The organism is Glutamicibacter protophormiae (genome assembly GCF_014647495.1).
Taxonomy (GTDB): Bacteria; Actinomycetota; Actinomycetes; order Actinomycetales; family Micrococcaceae; genus Glutamicibacter; species Glutamicibacter protophormiae.
Genome location: NZ_BMPH01000002.1, coordinates 52,184 through 67,030 on the forward strand (window position 1 = coordinate 52,184; position 14,847 = coordinate 67,030).

Consider the following 14,847-nt stretch of genomic DNA (forward strand, 5'->3'; position numbering starts at 1 on the left):
GGGAAAACAGTGCGGGTGCCAGCCTATCCGCTGGCACCCGCACTGCGTCTTCAGGGCTTCCCTAGGGCTGGTTCTTGCCGCCGTTGACGTGCACGGTGGAACCCAACACGTAGGAGGCGTCGTCGCTGGCGAGGAAAACGTACGCCGGAGCGACCTCTACTGGTTGGCCGGCGCGACCCAGCCAGGTGTCGTGCCCGAACTCGGGCAGCGCCTCGATGGGCTGGCCATCCGAAGGCTGCAAGGGGGTCCAGATGGGCCCGGGAGCCACGGCGTTGACCCTGATGCCACGCGAGGCAGCCTGTTCGGCCAGCGACTTCGTGAAGTTGCTAATGGCCGCCTTGGTGGCCGCGTAGTCCATGAGGTGCGCCGACGGCTCGAACGCCTGGATGGAGGTCGTGTTGATGATTGTGCCTCCCTCTCCCATCACCTGCAGCGCGGCCCGGCTGAGGGCGAACATCGCAAAGATATTCACGTCGAAGGTGGCCTCGACCTGGTCATCGCTCAATTCCTCCAGCGAGTCCACGCTGATCTGCTTGCCCGCATTGTTCACCAGGATGTCCAGCCCGCCCAGCGCGGAGGCGGCTTCGTGGACCAGGTTGCCGCGATATTCGCGGTCGCGCAGGTCGCCGGGCAGATGATGCACTTGCACCCCGGCGTCCTCCAGAACCGAGGCAATGGTCACGGCATCGCTTTTCTCTGCCGGCAAATAAGCAAGGGCCACATCGGCTCCCTCGCGGGCGAAGGCGATGGCCACGGCGGCGCCGATCCCGGAATCGCCGCCGGTAATCAGCGCGCGCTTGCCCTCCAGCCGGCCGCGACCCTGATAGCTGCGCTCGCCGTGATCGGCCTGCGGCTTCAGCTTGCTGTCCAGCCCCGGCTCGGGCTGGCGCTGCTCGGGAGGACTGATGCGCTCCTTGTTCACAGGTTCAGTGTGTTCTGGCTGAGATTTCTCGGTCATGAAGATTCCTTCCAGAGTTCCAAGACACCCGGACCAGTCCAGGTCGGGCGTCGCGCGGTACAAGCCCAGTGTTCGACCAGACGCAATGTCGATAAACCTTCGCAGAAGTTTTAGCGGTGGGAACCAGCATTTTCACGGATTCGACTCAGCAACCGCCGGTGCTGGAGGGATATGTGCTAAAGCTCGAAGTCTGGGTTTTCCCGCAAAGCGGGAATCAGTTCCTTTCGGTCCTTGGCCCAGGCGGCTAGCGTGGGCTGAACAGCCGGATGCCATCCGCAACGCATCCGGGGATCGAGACTCGGAAACGGAGGATTTTCATGGCTGAGAAATCTAGCAGTCGTATCAAGGATGAAGAGCTGTACGAAGAGCTCCGCGAAGAAGGCAATTCCAAGCAGAAGTCCGCGCGTATCGCCAACGCGGCGGCCAGAGATGGGCGCAAGGCTGTTGGCAAGCGCGGCGGCAAGTCGGGAAGCTACGAGGACTGGAGCGTCAGCGAACTGATGGAAAAAGCCCGTGAAGTCGGTATCAATGGGCGCTCCAAGATGCGCAAGAGCGAGCTCATCGAAGCCCTGCGCAATTCGTAGTCTCTTAAGGAGATCAAGATGACCCAGAAACGAAGCCGCGACGAATCGGCACGCACTACTCAACCGGACCAGGAAACAGAGGCCCGGGAGCACACCGAGGACGAGCAGGTAGCCCAGCGGGGCCGGATTTCGCAGACCACCTCGACCTCGGAAAGCCACGATGAGGATGACGAACGATTCGACGCAGGGTAACTAGCACGTATCAAGGATCAACAAGGAGGTCCCCATGTCCTATGGTCAAGCAGCACCACGCAAGAAACGGCCAGGAATCTGGCTCATGCTCATCGGCGGATTGTTAGCGGTGGGATTTGCCCTCTTCGCGCTTCTCGCCTCTCCCAACAGTTCACCCGGTCCCTTGTGGATCGTTGTGGGTTGGGGTGTCCTGGTTTTCCTTTACGGACTGTACCGGGCCGTGAAGGGACCCAGCAGCCTGGACCACCGGCGCGGTGGAACGGACGCCAACGGGCGCTAGCCAGGTTTTCCGCACGAAATGCGCAATGGCCGTCTCCGGCAAGGAGGCGGCCATCTGCTGGATGCACGGCAAGCAGTTAGCGCTCGGAAATTTCCGAGACCATCTCGCCGGGGCGGTGCGGTGCGGTGCTCGTCGGCGTGCCGGGCGGTGTCGGCCTGCGACAGCATTCCCACGAGGTTGTGGCCGTCGATCACGGGCAGGCGGCGAACCTGATGCCGCTGCATAATTCGGATTGCCTCTTAGAGGGTATCGTCCGCGCCGATGACGATCGGCTCGCCTTGGGCATGCTCCGCGACCTTGGCCTTGGACGTTTCCACGCCGCTGGCCACCGCGTCTACGACGAATCGGGCCCTTTCCCCACTGTCTGCATTGCCGCTGGCGCTCAAGCGTTCCCAGCGACCTCAAAGGTCCGGTGGCAAGCATCCTGACAGGTCCCGATTAATCCTGTACTCACGTTGGCGCCAAGTGATAATCGGTAGAACCGAGGACGTTGCCAACTGGCGACGGCAACCGAAAGGAGCAGCACCATGGGTTTTCTGGACAAGGCCAAGGATGCCATCAGCCACGCCGCCGAGCGTATCAAGGACCCGGACAAGGACGTTGTTGAGAACAACTGGCCGGCAGGTGAAACACCCGAGGACCTGGGGATCGGAGAAGAGGCTGTCACCGATCCAGAGCTGGATCTCGATCCCATCCAGGGCACCGATCCGGAACTGGACAACTCAATCGACGACCAATACGACAAGGACTAGGCAGCACAACTTAGCGCGCAGGCCATCGAGCGGAAGGAAGTTGAACAATGCAGAACTGCAATACTTGCGGAGCACCGGCGCAACGCCCTATCAGCGTGGACTTCGAAGGCAAGTCGGGAGTCTATGACAGCTTTGAGTGCGCCATTCATGATGTGGCCGAGCGTTGCTCGCACTGCGACTGCGTGATCCTGGGCCATGCCGTATATGCGGGAGAAGCGCCGTACTGCTGCGAACACTGCTCGGGACGCAGCTGAGCCATGGACGCGACAGGATCCCTTCAAAGCCCAGCGCTGCTGCTGATCGACATGCAGGAGGGATTTTTCGAAACCGAGGACTTGGCGCAGCACCGCGCCCGGCTGGCATCCGCGTGCAACAAGCTCGCCGTGGCGGCGCGCAAGGCCGAGGTGCCGGTCATTGCGGTGCGCACCGTGCACAAGAAAGACAAGTCCACCTGGACGTTGAAGATGCTGGAGGACGACCAGGGCTACCTTTTCGAGGGGACCGGCCAAGCGCGGATCCTGCCAGAGCTGGATCTGGCGGGAAGCATCGAGCTGATCAAGCGGCGCGACAGCGCCTTCTGGGCCACGGAGCTGCTGACGCTGCTCTTGCAGCACCGGGTTGCCTCCCTCATCCTGGCCGGGGTCTCCTCGGAAACCTGCATTGCCGCCACCGCGACCGACGCCTTCAGCGCCAATTTGCCGGTGTTCCTTGCCGGAGACGCCTTGGCGTCCGCGGACCCGGACTTCGAGGATGTGACCTTGAAGTTCCTGGAGGAGCACTACCGCCAGCGGATCCTCAGCAGCGAACAACTGATAGCACAGCTTCCTGGCGGTGCCGCCGCCACGAAGAATTAAGGAGAAGGACATGACCTTGAATAATGCCGAATTCGACGATGTGCGACGCGACGAGGACGCGGATGAGCCATTCGACGGCCGCGACAGCCAGCCTGCCGCAGGTTCCTCGGACGCTCCGCAGTCGCTGGATGCCGAGGATCCGTTGCGGGGGCCGGACCGGATCCTGGATGAAAGCGACGCCGATCCCCTGCAGCTGAATCCGGAAACGCTGCTTCCCGAGCCGCTGGATGAAGATCGCGCGGTCGAGCCCGACGACGAAGCCGATGACGCAGTGGATATCGGTCTTGACGATGAGCGCCGGGTGAACCTCCCGGACCAGCGTGAAAGTCCCGACCAGCTCTGAACATGACCTCAAGCGGCCGCGGGCCTTGCGGATGGCAATCCATCCGCAAGGCCCGCGGCTTTCCTCGACGTTCCGCGAGGCTGCCGCCCGTGGCTGCAACGCGGCCTAGGAGGGGCGCTTCCCAGACCGGGAGGTGATCCAGCGGGTTACGAAATACAGGACCGCACCCAAGGCGAGCAACGCGAGCCCGCGTAGCCAGATCCCGCCATCCTGCTGGACGAGCAGCACAGCGCAGGAAGCCAGCGCGAGATACGGAATGATGATCGGAGCCCGGAAATGCCGGTGCTCCACGCGGTCCCGCCGCAGCACGATGACGGCAAGGTTGGTGCTGGTGAACACGAAGAGCAGCAGCAGGACCACCGTCTTGGCCAAGGTGGCCAAATCACCGGTGAGCGTCAACAGCATGGCGATCAACGTGGTTCCAATGATCGCCACCCACGGGGTGCGGCGATGCGGCAGGACGCGCCCCAGAACAGGCGGCAGCAGTCCCTGCTCTGCCATCCCGAAGGCCAGCCGGCTGGACATGATCATGGTGAGCAGCGCGCCATTGGCCACTGCGACCAGAGCCACCAGACTGAACAGCCAGCTGGGGATACCAGCCCCGGTGGCCTGCACGACATCCAGCAACGGGCTGGAGGAGCCTGCCAGATCCTTGGGATCCATGGCGATCGAGGTGAGCACGCCGAGCGCCAGATAGACCACGCCGGCCGTGAGCAGCGCAGCGAATAGCGCTCGGGGGTAGACCCGGGGCACGTCAATGACTTCCTCCGCCACGTTGGCTGAGACCTCGAAGCCGACGAAGGAATAGTACGCCAGCAACGACCCCGCGAAGATCGCTGCGACCGGCGTGGTGTCGTCGGGGAACTGGGTCAGCCGTGAAGCATCGCCGTTGCCGCCGCCTAGGAACAGGGCTGCTACGACAATCACCAGCAGCAATCCCGACAGCTCGATGGCCGTCATGCCTACGTTCGCGCGCACGGATTCCTTAATGCCGCGGGCATTCAACAGGGCGACCAAACCCAAGAACGCTATCGCCACAGGGATGGTGGGAGCTTCGAAGAACACCGAAAGGTAGTCCCCTGCGAACGCAATGCTCAAGCCGGCCGCGCTGGTGACGCCGGCCGCCAGCATGGAAAACCCGACGAGGAAGGACACCACGGGTTTCTTGAAGGCTCGCTCTGCAAAGATGGCCGCGCCCCCGGCTTTGGGGTACTTAGTGACCAGCTCCGCATAGGAAGTAGCGGTGAGCAGGGCCAGGATCAAGGCGACGAAGAGCGGAGCCCAAATGGCCCCGCCGGCTTCCGACGCGACTTCGCCTACCAGCGCGTAGACGCCGGCACCCAAGATGTCACCGAGGATGAACAGATAGAGCAGGGGACCGGTGATCCCCTTCTTCAGTTTGCTCTCGGTATTTACGCTCATGGCTTGGCCTCCGCTTCCTTGGTGAAGAAGGAAACCTTTCCGCTGGACTCCAAGATAGCGAGCCGGATCGAGCTATATTCCTCGATCCCCGCTTGGCGTGCAAGCATGCTTAACTCGTCGAGACCGATGCGTTCACCGCTCAATGCTCGCCGGTCGATCACACCATCACGCACCAGCACGATGGGCCGGCCCAAGGTGAATTTTCCGACCTTTGGCCAGCGCATATTCGCGTAGGACAAGATGACGGCCAGGACAATCATGGTGAGCACGGCCAACAGGCTTCCGGTCAGCGACCGGTCCTCCATGGTAATGCCCTGCTGCGCCAGGTCACCGAGGACGACGAACAGAATCAACTCGAACGAGCTCAACTCGCCCAGGGTTGAACGGCCCGCGGCACGGGTCACCAGCCAGAGAACCACGAAAGCGATGGCGGCGCGAATGACAATTTCCATTAGGGAACCCTCCAAGTGGTGAACGGAACGGTGACGGCGGAAGCACCGACCTCGACCTCGAGGTTCCCGTCGGTGCGCAAGTCCCACTGGTCCGAGGCCCGGCCGGTGATGCGAACGAGCATCTGCGTGGCCCCGGGTTGGGTGGCAACCTCGAATTCCACTGCGCCCGTCCCATCGGAGCTTTGCGACTCCGTGTCCGGAAAGACCGCAAGATCTTCGAAAAACAGCAGGTAGTCTTCCGTGAGGCGCAGCTTGAAAGTCTCGGGTAACGGCTGCTCCGAGCCGACAAGTACTTCCAGCTCGACCTCGTTGCCGGCTCGGGCCACCAAAGAATGATGCACTTGCACCCTCAAACCCTCGTGGGACCGCACGGTACTGGATTCCCTGTCGAATATTCCGAAGGTGGCGGCCAAGACGATTGCCGCAGCGGCAATGATGGTGATTCGTCCCAAGATCCGGCGTTTGCGGTGAGCAGCCTCGTTAATGACATCGTCCAAGGTGGAATCAGAGACCTTGGCGTTGTGAATATCAATCATCAGAACTCCTCGTGCCCATATCGGCTGACATTAGTCACGACCACAGCAGGTCTCCATGGATCCAGGATGTTCACAGGCCTTTTCCAGTACACGGCTTTGGCCCAGAATGGGCAGTCTGGCGTTTTTGCTGTCAGTCTGCGCATTGCCATTGAACTTCGCCTCGACGAATGGGAAGGTTGCCGGAGAAAGGAGAACCGCATGTCTGCAAATGATGTGATCGCCCAGGAAGAACTCAACGAGTACCTCAATGGAATGCCGCATTGGCGTAAAATTCCCGGTGCCATTGCCGCTGTATTCGAAACCAAGACCTCGGCCGCCGCGATTGAGCTCTTCAGCGATATTGCGGGGGCAGCAGAAATGGACAACCACCACCCCAACGTGGACTGGCGCTACAACCGCGTGTTCGTCACGTCGACCTCCCATGACGCCGGCGGGCAGGTCACCACACGCGACATCGCGCTGGCCAGCAAGATCTCCGAACGGGCCGAGGCCCTTGGCGCCAAGCCCCGCGTCGACTTGATCGGCGCCGTGGAGATTGCCATCGACACCGACAACCCGGAAGCTATCGCGGCGCAGTGGGCTGCGGGACTTGGCTATAAAACACTGGAGGACGGCAGCCTTGCCGATCCGCATGGACGCGGTCCGGCGATCTGGTTCCAGAAAACCGACACTCCCAACACGAACCGCCTGCATCTAGACATCTGGGTTCCGCATTCGGAAAGCGAACCGGTACTCAAGAAATTGGAAGCGTCGGGGACGCACGTCGACGCGGCGGAAGCGCCGTCCTTCACGGTGATCACCGACGCCCAGGGGAACCGATTCTGCATCTGCACCGAGGCCGACCGATAACCCGGAGCCGACCATGGGATAAGAGGGGATTTCTCCACTAGAATCGGCTGCGATCCGGTGCCCGTACTTGCAAAGGCATGGGCGCCGGATCGGCCGTGTTTGGAACCCGGCTCCATAATGTCGGTGGCCTCGGGATATGCTTTATTCCAAGTTCAAGAGCTGCGACGGGAAGTACCTGGCTGGTCGCACGGCAACCCTCCTCATCGAGCGGGGTGCCCCAGGGGAAGAACTGACTCGGACAAAAGTTTCGGGTAAGTCGGTGGATTCTTCCGGCGCTGCGCGCGTTGGGAATCCTCCACAAAAGGGGGAGAAGCAATGACCCAGAACAGCAAGTATTCGGTGGATCGTCTCGAAGGCACCGTGTTGGAGCGAATGTGGCGCAGCGTCATCATGAGCTACCCCAATTTTGGCGGCCAGAAGCAATTCCAATCGGCCGGGTACCAGGCATATGAGGCTTCTAAATTTGCCGCCGGTTTGCTGGGCAACAATTTCGATCACGTGGATGAGTACATTGCCCGGTGGATCGCCGCCGGTTTCACTCCGGAACTGTACTGGGCGCTCAACGAGTCGCTTGGCGAAGCGGTGAAAAGTGCCCGCCGGCGCTGTGTGGGAACAGCTGGCGAGCATGTGCTGGAGCAGCGGTTGCGGCGGCTGGGCGTTCTTGCGCCCAACCCGCGACGGGGGCAAAGCTATATCGAGCTGCAGAAAGCCGAAAGCGTGGGCGGCGTCTTCAAGCGCATTGAGCGGCGGTATCCGGAGCATATCGTCCAGTTGGTGCCCGAAGAATGGGAAGCATTTCCGCCGCTCATGCTTTTTGCCCGTCCCAGCGTAGCCCTGGCGCAGTTCATCAGCGCAGCCCCGGTGCCGCAAATGAGCTGAGAATGCTGGCGGGGCCATGGGCCCGGTGCATAGCGTTGGTCCTATGTCTTCTCGGTTTCGCTGGAATCGGCGTCGGTGTCCATCTCGAAGCCGCTGGGTACACCCTCGTGGTCGGCAAAGCCCGACACCCAGCCGAAGGAGGAGACGCTACCGTTATCCTCGATGCAATCAACTTCGGGATCGTTGGTCCCGTCCAAGAAATTTCGGGTGAGCGTGGCAGTATCGCTTATGAGTTCTTCAGCGAGGTTTGCCAGCTGGTTGAAAGATGCCATGTAGGCACTTAACTCTGCATCGATAAGCCGATCCTTGAAGTGAAAATCCCCTAGTGGATATGAAAATCGCAGGGTTTTATCCTGACTGTTCGGTGCACTCAACCAAGGCGGGAGCTTGTGTCTAATGCACCGAGTCTCGACGAATCGTCGTAGCGTAGTCATCCAGAATCCGCAGGATCTGGTCGTGTTGCCAGACACGGTTTCTTCGCAAACCCGATTTCTCTTTCAGGACCCCGCGATTGCCCAAGGTAGCGATGGCACGATGCGCGACAGCGTCTGTAATGTCCAGGGCGGCCTTCAAATAGCCGGCGTTGATGACTGGCTGAGCTATGAGCAGCGGTAGCACCTTGAACGCAGTCGAATTCGACCGGAGACCATCCAGCAGTTTGCGTGAATCTTCCAGCGCGTCCGCCAAAGCCTGCAACAGCACTTGCCCCGTCGTCGCTGCGTAGATCGAAGCATCGATGAAGATCTTGATGATTGGATACGCGTTGCCCCGTCGATAGGCGGTCAACGCATCGAAATAGCCAGCGGTGTCCCTCAGGATGCCTGCTGAAATTGGCGCAGTCGAATGGGTGGTCACCTTGCGGTGGCGAAGCATGGCGTGGGCCAAGGCGCGTCCGGTTCTGCCGTTCCCGTCGACAAACGGATGGATGCTCTCAAAATGGGCGTGCGCGACGGCAACCTGGACGAGGGAGGGTAGATCTTGACGGTGAATGAACGTTTCAAGATCAGCCAACGCCCCTGAAATCAGTTCATGCTGGGGCGCAATGTAACTGGCGCCGCGGGGCCCGGCAGAATCCTTGCCTCCAATCCATACAAGTTCTTGTCGGAACCTTCCCGCTTCGTCCGCAAGATCGTCTTGATGCCGCAACAATTCGTGATGCATGGACAAAATGCTGCTGACGTTGAGTTCTTCAGAGAGCAGCAACGCGGCTTCCATAGCCCGCACATTGCCGATGACTGTGCGGGCATTGGATTTCTCACTTTCGTCGATCTCCCAGAGCGCTAGCTGCCGGGCGGAGGTGGAAAGCTGTTCGATTTGGCTGCTTGAGGCACTTTCTGTACGCAGGAGAATGCTCGACATAGGGCCGAGTGCCGGGTTCTCTTGCCCTAGCAAAAGGAACGCATAGGCATCAAATAGGCGCAAGGCATCGTTTGCTTCTTCGAGTTCGGACATTAGCGATGCTGAAAAATCGGGTGACCAGTTGGCGATCGACGGAATAATCGCTGATTGGTATTCGCCGGTCTGCCTGGAAACTTGTGCATTGGAGAAAATCTGGGGGTGTTGCGGGCGCCAGCGGTGCGTTTCCGAGGCATGGGCAGGAATCTCCACGAAGCTGTTGATCTGCTCGAACTCCATGGCTTTTGCACTTCCTCAAGTGATAGTTACCAACCCATCTTACTATCACTTGAGCGCTAAGTGATAGTAAGGAAAATTCTTACTATCACTTAGCGCCATACGTTGGTGAATGCTGGCTACTTCTTCAGCGAGACCTGGTCGATGGTCCAGAACGCCGAATTGGTGCCGGTGTAGCGGAAGGAGACCTGGGCTTTCTTGGCCTTCTTCGGAACATCGATCTGGATGCTCTCGACGCCGTTGTAGTTCTCGTCGTAGGACTTCACCAAGACCGGCTCGCCGCCGTCGAAGCTGACGAAGACCTCGCCGGACTGCGGGCCGTCAATCTTGTAGTTCGAGGCGAAGCCCAGGGTGGCGCGCTGCCCGCCCTTGACCTTGTATTCCGGGCTGATCAGAGTGGAGTCGAACTGGCCTGGGTCATGGGCCTTGTCGTCCCATTCGTCCGAATCGGCGACGGCGAAGACGTTGCGGTTGTGGACGCTGGTTTCGCGGCCCTGGTTCAAATCCGTGTTGGTCCAGAACTCATCGGTGGTGAAGGACCAGCCGCGCCATTCGCGCACTCCGCCCTTCGGCATGGCCGAATTGTCGATGGTCCAGCCGCTGGGGGCGGTGGTGGTCCAGCCCTTGGTCTTGGCGCTGAGCTTGGACTCGTCCTTGGCCTTCTTCAGGTGCGGACGCAGGGTGTCGAAATCATCGGCCTTCAGGGTATTGATGTTCTGGCCGTCCAGGTTCCACTCGTCCTCGATGCGCACGCCCTGGTGCTTCAGCACGGTGGGAGCGATGTCGGAGATCTTGACGTCGTGGCGTTCGGTGCCGGCCTTGAACTGCTTGCCGTTGGCAATCACGAAGGTCGCGCGCTCGCGGATGCTGCTGCCTCCGTGGCCGCCGCCCGAGGTGTGGCCATGGTCGGAAGTGGCCATGACGACCCAGTCTTCCTTGTGGTAGGTCTTGCGCTGCTCGATGGCCTGCAGCATTTGGCCGATCTGCTGGTCGGCGGTCTTGTGGCCGCGGGTGTAGGCGATCGAGTCGCTGCCGTTGCTGTGCCCGGCGCCGTCGATCTCGTCCAGGTGCACGAAGGTGCTGTCCGGGTTGCCGTGCAACAGGTAGTCCACGACCTTGGCGGTGGTGCCGGCGTCGTTGCCGCCGCGCAGTTTCAGGTCGGCTCCCTGGGCGAAGACCATGTCGGGGATCGGGGACCAGGTGCCGACCACCAGGGTGGAGCTCTGCGCGCGGGCGGTCTCCAAACGGGTCAGGTAGTCCGGGTACTGGTCGTAGTTCGGATTGGAGAAGGAATTGTCCGGTACCCCGTGCTTGTCCGGCCAGACACCGGTGGCGATGCTGGACCAGCCGGCACCGGAGACGGTTGGGGCCATCGGGTTGGCGTACAGGTTCGATTCGGACACCAGGCCGCCGCTGATCAGCTTCGCCATGTTCGGGGTGTTCTTCTTGTTGATCTGCGCCAGTGCGGCGCCGTCCAGGCCGATGACCAGGGTCTTCTTCTTGTTGACGCCCGAAGGCAGGCCTTCGTACACGGGGGTCGACTTCTTGGCGGACACGGGTGCAGGTTCGGGAGCGGGGGCCGGTGATGCGGTGGCCGCGGTCGGCGCGACAACGGCCAAAGCGAGAACGGAGGCTGCAATTGAAGCGCGGAGGCGCGAGGATGACTTCACTGTATGGTCTCCAGATTTTGTGAAAATGGGGGATGCGGCCGTCGGAATCCCGGCGAGCCAAAACCATAGTGAAGCCACTTCAGGCCCGGTGACAACGTGAAAATGGGCTTGTTCGAACAAGTTCCATTGAAGTTAAGTTCTTGTCCATTCAAGCGCTGGTGAATCTACCTCTCGTTTCCCGAAAGGCCTTGTGAACCGGCGGTGGCCTTGTGTGAACAGGCGGGCTACCAGCAGCCTTGGAGCAGCGCACGGAGGTAGGGGGTGGAGATCGCCAGCCATGCGGCGCCGAGCAACGCGAAGCTGAGCGTCAGTGCAAGCGCAGGCCTGAAATTCACCTTCCCGCCGTGCGCGCCGACTAGCTGCTGGATGCGTCCGGATCCTGCGGCGTTGAGCACTGCCACGCCTTGCCGTTCAGCGGACATGGAGGGAGCGGAACCGCCACCCATTTTCAACAGTGCCGAAGCCAAGGCGACGGTGCCGACCTCACGCTGTGCGGCGTTGTCAGCAGCGATCTCCTGCAGTTCCGCAATACTTTGAAGCGTGGCTGAAACCAGCGGGATGCGACGTATCAGCGGCGGCAATGCCTCGAGGATCTGGCTGGTGAGATGGTGCCGCTGGGACAGGTGCGCTTTTTCATGGGCAAGCACCCCGGCTAGTTCGTTGTCGTCGAGCCGCTGCAAAGTCTGCGTGGAGAGGACAATTCCACCCTTGCGTGCAGGAAAGGTGAAGGCCAGCGGTCGGGAATCCGAGACGACGAGTACCTTGGCTCCGGCAATGGTTCGGGACTCTCCCTGGGCGTGAAGATCCCGGGACAGCTGTTCGGTGCTGCGCTCGGTGCGGACCAAACGCACTAGACCGATGGCGAGCAATCCGGCCAAGGCCAGTAGCGAGAACGAAATGGTCAGCAACGCCGGAGGGGCCCAGGGCAGCTGGGCGGATGCGAACGGGTTGGTCGCCTGCAGGCAGCTGACGCAGATCTGTGAAGCGCGGTCCGGGAGGATCTGCGGGCCGGTGCCTGCCCAGACCAGCAGCGGGGCCAGCGACAAGGCAGCGGCAATCCAGAGGAATATGCCGGTTCCCAGCAGCCCGACGGCCATCCGGGGTCGGCGCCTGAACGACGGTCCAGCGGCATGAATGAGCTTCGGTCCCCATGCGCCCAGCGCCATCAGGCCGGCGGCCAAGACCAGCGCGATGACCAGCGCCGTCATGCGTCGGTCCCGGGCTGGGGCGAGTCGAGGAATCCCCGGAGCAGCTCGATTTCCTCGGCGGACATCGACTGAACGAAAAAGCGCATGGAGGCTGCACGATCCCCGCTGGTCTCCAGCGCATGGGACATCACGCTCGCCGCATGCTCTTCACGGCCGACAACGGCCCGGAAGCTGACGGATTTGCCCTGGCCGCGCAGCGGTACGACCAGTTCCTTGCGTTCAAGGTTTCCCAGCACGGTGGCGATGGTGGTGTACGCCAAGTCGCGTTCAAGGTGATTGATGATCTGCCGAATGGTGCACGAGCCGGCCTGCCACAGCACGTCGAGAACTTGGGATTCAAGTGGTCCCAGCCGCTGGGGCTCGCTAGTCATTGCGCTCCGATCCAAGAGAATTTCACGTTGTCCTGTGGGTTGGCGATAGCACCCATTGATCGGTGCGACCGGACGCCGTTTATTTACTATGACACATAGTCGACTATGCTTCATAGTAAATTATGGCAGGCGCGGGATCCGCGGAGCCTGGATATCAAGGAGGGCTCATGAAAAATCAGACTGAGGCTAAGCCGAAACGCCGGTGGGTCGGCCTGGTCCTGGCCTTGGTGGCCATCGCCGCACTGGTCTTCGTGGCCCTGAATCTGGGAAATATCAAGCCCGATGGACAAGCCGCACCGAATGACCAGCCGGCCATCCAACAGCCGGGGGAGCAGACCGGCGCAACGGAGGAAATGCCGGATCTGACCCAGTTCGAGCTGCGCGCATCTGACGATTTGCTGGCTGCCGGGCCGGTCGACGCTCCAGTGGGGATCGTGGTCTTCTCCGATTACCAGTGCAAGTTCTGCGCAAAGTGGTCGACTGAAACCCTCCCGCAGGTCCTGGATTACGCCAAGGACGGCAAGGTTCGCGTCGAATGGCGCGACGTCAACATCTTCGGCGAGGATTCAGAGCGGGCATCGCTGGCTTCCTATGCGGCTGCCAAACAGGGCAAGTTCTGGGAATACCACGACGAACTGTTTGCCGGAAGCGCCATTCGCCAGGGCGCGGAGCTGAGCGAAAAGTCGCTGACCGAGCTCGCGGTCGAGCTCGGACTGGACGCCGAACAATTCGCCAAGGACCTGAAATCGGAACAAGCCGCAACCGTGATCGAAAGCAATGCGCAGCTCGGACTTCAGCTGGGCGTCTACTCGACCCCTGCATTCCTGATTGACGGCGAGCCGGTCATGGGAGCGCAGCCCAAGGACGTGTTCATCGACAAGATCGAGTCCGCGCTGGCTGCCCAGGACGCCAACTAATGGATATCGGCCTGCTTTCGGCGTTCCTCGGGGGAATGCTGGCGCTGCTCAGCCCATGCAGTGCGCTGCTGCTGCCGGCATTCTTCGCCTCCACCGTTGGCAGCGGGCCGCGCCTGTATATCCACGGGCTGGTTTTCTACTTCGGCCTCGCGTTGGTGCTGGTTCCCGCAGGCCTGGGCATGGGCGCGGTGGGCTTGTTCCTCGCGACCCAACGGGATCTGATTGTCCTCATTGCCGCGTTGATGCTCATCATCATGGGTGTCCTGTACTTTCTCGGCGTCGGCTTCGACCTGGCCCGCTGGATTCCGGGAATGGCCAAGCTCCAGCATCGGGCCAGCGGGGGCAAGGGCTTGCTGAAGACACTGGCCTTGGGTGCCGTCGGCGGCGTCTCCGGCTTCTGTGCGGGTCCGATCCTCGGGGCAATGCTCACCCTCGCCGCGGTCCAGGGCGATGCGGTTTCCGGTGGAGTGCTTCTGGCCGTCTATGCCGCGGGCATGGTGGTGCCGATGTTCATCCTGGCGCGGATCTGGAACCGCCTTGGCGCGAGCGGCCGAAGCAAGTTGCGCGGGCGCACCGTGAAGCTCTTCGGGCGTGAACTGCACATGATCTCCATGGCCACCGGCATCCTGCTGATTGTGGTCGGGGTGGTCTTCTGGCTGACCAATGGCCTGGTTTCTGCTCCCCAGCTGGTGCCGCTCGAGGTGCAGGACTGGTTGCAGCAAAACAGCGCCGCGCTGTCGAACCCGCTGGTGGATGTCGCGGCATTGGCGGTACTGGCCGCCGTCGTGTTTTGGCTGTGGTTTCGACGTGGCAGGAACCCTGACGGGGTCACTGTCGAGCAGGCGGATTCCGCGCTCGACGAAGCCGAACGGGAAGGTCGCCAGGGGTAATTCCCATTGCCCACGTCACAGTAAATTCAGGCGTTATTCTCCCCGGAATTCCGGGGGA

Annotated in this window: 21 protein-coding genes and 1 riboswitch; of the genes, 10 read left to right on the forward strand and 11 right to left on the reverse strand. The window is 61.3% G+C overall.

Annotated features, from left to right (window positions below):
* Positions 1-61: 61 nt before the first annotated feature.
* A complete protein-coding gene (locus IEY43_RS02605) occupies positions 62-958 on the reverse strand; it encodes an SDR family oxidoreductase (protein WP_188947021.1) in 897 nt (298 codons plus the stop codon).
* Between the two features lie 317 nt (positions 959-1,275).
* Here IEY43_RS02605 and IEY43_RS02610 point away from each other — a divergent pair, with 317 nt between their 5' ends.
* Together IEY43_RS02610 and IEY43_RS02615 are read left to right on the forward strand one after the other, a co-directional pair.
* Positions 1,276-1,542 carry a Rho termination factor N-terminal domain-containing protein gene (locus tag IEY43_RS02610; protein ID WP_047120290.1) on the forward strand — a complete coding sequence of 89 codons (267 nt, stop codon included), beginning with the start codon at positions 1,276-1,278 and terminating at the stop codon, positions 1,540-1,542.
* A gap of 18 nt (positions 1,543-1,560) precedes the next feature.
* Positions 1,561-1,734 (forward strand): hypothetical protein, encoded by a 174-nt coding sequence (locus tag IEY43_RS02615; RefSeq protein ID WP_188947022.1) that lies wholly within the window; start codon positions 1,561-1,563, stop codon positions 1,732-1,734.
* A gap of 276 nt (positions 1,735-2,010) precedes the next feature.
* Here the strand turns inward: IEY43_RS02615 and IEY43_RS18075 are convergent, their stop codons facing one another.
* Both IEY43_RS18075 and IEY43_RS18080 read right to left on the reverse strand, forming a co-directional pair.
* Positions 2,011-2,247: a CBS domain-containing protein gene (locus IEY43_RS18075; RefSeq protein ID WP_374189841.1), complete on the reverse strand. Its 237-nt coding sequence runs from the start codon at positions 2,245-2,247 to the stop codon at positions 2,011-2,013.
* 6 nt (positions 2,248-2,253) lie between these two features.
* Positions 2,254-2,400: a hypothetical protein gene (locus tag IEY43_RS18080; protein ID WP_229777239.1), complete on the reverse strand. Its 147-nt coding sequence runs from the start codon at positions 2,398-2,400 to the stop codon at positions 2,254-2,256.
* A gap of 141 nt (positions 2,401-2,541) precedes the next feature.
* Here IEY43_RS18080 and IEY43_RS02625 point away from each other — a divergent pair, with 141 nt between their 5' ends.
* Genes IEY43_RS02625 through IEY43_RS02635 form a run of 4 tightly spaced genes read left to right on the forward strand, consistent with a single transcriptional unit; the run spans position 2,542 to position 3,963 of the window.
* Positions 2,542-2,766, forward strand: coding sequence for a hypothetical protein (locus tag IEY43_RS02625; RefSeq protein WP_188947023.1), 225 nt, complete (start codon positions 2,542-2,544; stop codon positions 2,764-2,766).
* Positions 2,767-2,813: 47 nt separating this feature from the next.
* Complete coding sequence (locus IEY43_RS18540) at positions 2,814-3,020, forward strand: metallothionein (protein WP_082344863.1); 207 nt, start codon at positions 2,814-2,816, stop codon at positions 3,018-3,020.
* Between the two features lie 3 nt (positions 3,021-3,023).
* Positions 3,024-3,620, forward strand: a complete 597-nt coding sequence (locus IEY43_RS02630) for a cysteine hydrolase family protein (RefSeq protein ID WP_188947024.1) — start codon at positions 3,024-3,026, stop codon at positions 3,618-3,620.
* 10 nt (positions 3,621-3,630) lie between these two features.
* Entirely contained in the window at positions 3,631-3,963 is a 333-nt protein-coding gene (locus IEY43_RS02635) for a hypothetical protein (RefSeq protein WP_188947025.1), read from the forward strand.
* Between the two features lie 105 nt (positions 3,964-4,068).
* On the opposite strand, the gene IEY43_RS02640 is transcribed toward IEY43_RS02635, so the two are convergent.
* Genes IEY43_RS02640 through IEY43_RS02650 form a run of 3 tightly spaced genes read right to left on the reverse strand, consistent with a single transcriptional unit; the run spans position 4,069 to position 6,373 of the window.
* A complete protein-coding gene (locus IEY43_RS02640) occupies positions 4,069-5,385 on the reverse strand; it encodes an APC family permease (protein ID WP_188947026.1) in 1,317 nt (438 codons plus the stop codon).
* Entirely contained in the window at positions 5,382-5,837 is a 456-nt protein-coding gene (locus tag IEY43_RS02645) for a DUF421 domain-containing protein (protein WP_188947027.1), read from the reverse strand. Before IEY43_RS02645 ends, IEY43_RS02640 begins: the two co-directional genes overlap by 4 nt.
* Entirely contained in the window at positions 5,837-6,373 is a 537-nt protein-coding gene (locus IEY43_RS02650; protein WP_188947028.1) for a hypothetical protein, read from the reverse strand. Before IEY43_RS02650 ends, IEY43_RS02645 begins: the two co-directional genes overlap by 1 nt.
* Before the next feature lie 66 nt (positions 6,374-6,439).
* Here IEY43_RS02650 and IEY43_RS02655 point away from each other — a divergent pair, with 66 nt between their 5' ends.
* Together IEY43_RS02655 and IEY43_RS02660 are read left to right on the forward strand one after the other, a co-directional pair.
* Entirely contained in the window at positions 6,440-7,222 is a 783-nt protein-coding gene (locus tag IEY43_RS02655; RefSeq protein ID WP_229777240.1) for a 4a-hydroxytetrahydrobiopterin dehydratase, read from the forward strand.
* Positions 7,223-7,372: 150 nt separating this feature from the next.
* A riboswitch (SAM riboswitch) is annotated at positions 7,373-7,486 on the forward strand.
* Positions 7,487-7,537: 51 nt separating this feature from the next.
* Positions 7,538-8,101, forward strand: coding sequence for a hypothetical protein (locus tag IEY43_RS02660; RefSeq protein WP_188947029.1), 564 nt, complete (start codon positions 7,538-7,540; stop codon positions 8,099-8,101).
* Between the two features lie 41 nt (positions 8,102-8,142).
* On the opposite strand, the gene IEY43_RS02665 is transcribed toward IEY43_RS02660, so the two are convergent.
* The 5 genes from IEY43_RS02665 to IEY43_RS02685 form a co-directional block, all read right to left on the reverse strand.
* Entirely contained in the window at positions 8,143-8,373 is a 231-nt protein-coding gene (locus tag IEY43_RS02665; protein ID WP_188947030.1) for a hypothetical protein, read from the reverse strand.
* 121 nt (positions 8,374-8,494) lie between these two features.
* Positions 8,495-9,736, reverse strand: a complete 1,242-nt coding sequence (locus tag IEY43_RS02670; RefSeq protein WP_188947031.1) for a Fic family protein — start codon at positions 9,734-9,736, stop codon at positions 8,495-8,497.
* 116 nt (positions 9,737-9,852) lie between these two features.
* Complete coding sequence (locus tag IEY43_RS02675; protein WP_229777241.1) at positions 9,853-11,289, reverse strand: alkaline phosphatase family protein; 1,437 nt, start codon at positions 11,287-11,289, stop codon at positions 9,853-9,855.
* 338 nt (positions 11,290-11,627) lie between these two features.
* On the reverse strand, positions 11,628-12,611 hold the full coding sequence (locus IEY43_RS02680; RefSeq protein WP_188947033.1) for a M56 family metallopeptidase: 984 nt from the start codon (positions 12,609-12,611) through the stop codon (positions 11,628-11,630).
* Positions 12,608-12,982, reverse strand: a complete 375-nt coding sequence (locus IEY43_RS02685) for a BlaI/MecI/CopY family transcriptional regulator (protein ID WP_188947034.1) — start codon at positions 12,980-12,982, stop codon at positions 12,608-12,610. The genes IEY43_RS02680 and IEY43_RS02685 overlap by 4 nt, the downstream gene beginning before the upstream one ends.
* A gap of 167 nt (positions 12,983-13,149) precedes the next feature.
* On the opposite strand from IEY43_RS02685, the gene IEY43_RS02690 reads away from it, so the two are divergent.
* Together IEY43_RS02690 and IEY43_RS02695 are read left to right on the forward strand one after the other, a co-directional pair.
* Positions 13,150-13,899: a DsbA family protein gene (locus IEY43_RS02690; RefSeq protein ID WP_188947035.1), complete on the forward strand. Its 750-nt coding sequence runs from the start codon at positions 13,150-13,152 to the stop codon at positions 13,897-13,899.
* Positions 13,899-14,789, forward strand: a complete 891-nt coding sequence (locus IEY43_RS02695) for a cytochrome c biogenesis CcdA family protein (RefSeq protein WP_188947036.1) — start codon at positions 13,899-13,901, stop codon at positions 14,787-14,789. The genes IEY43_RS02690 and IEY43_RS02695 overlap by 1 nt, the downstream gene beginning before the upstream one ends.
* The last annotated feature ends 58 nt before the right edge of the window (positions 14,790-14,847 follow it).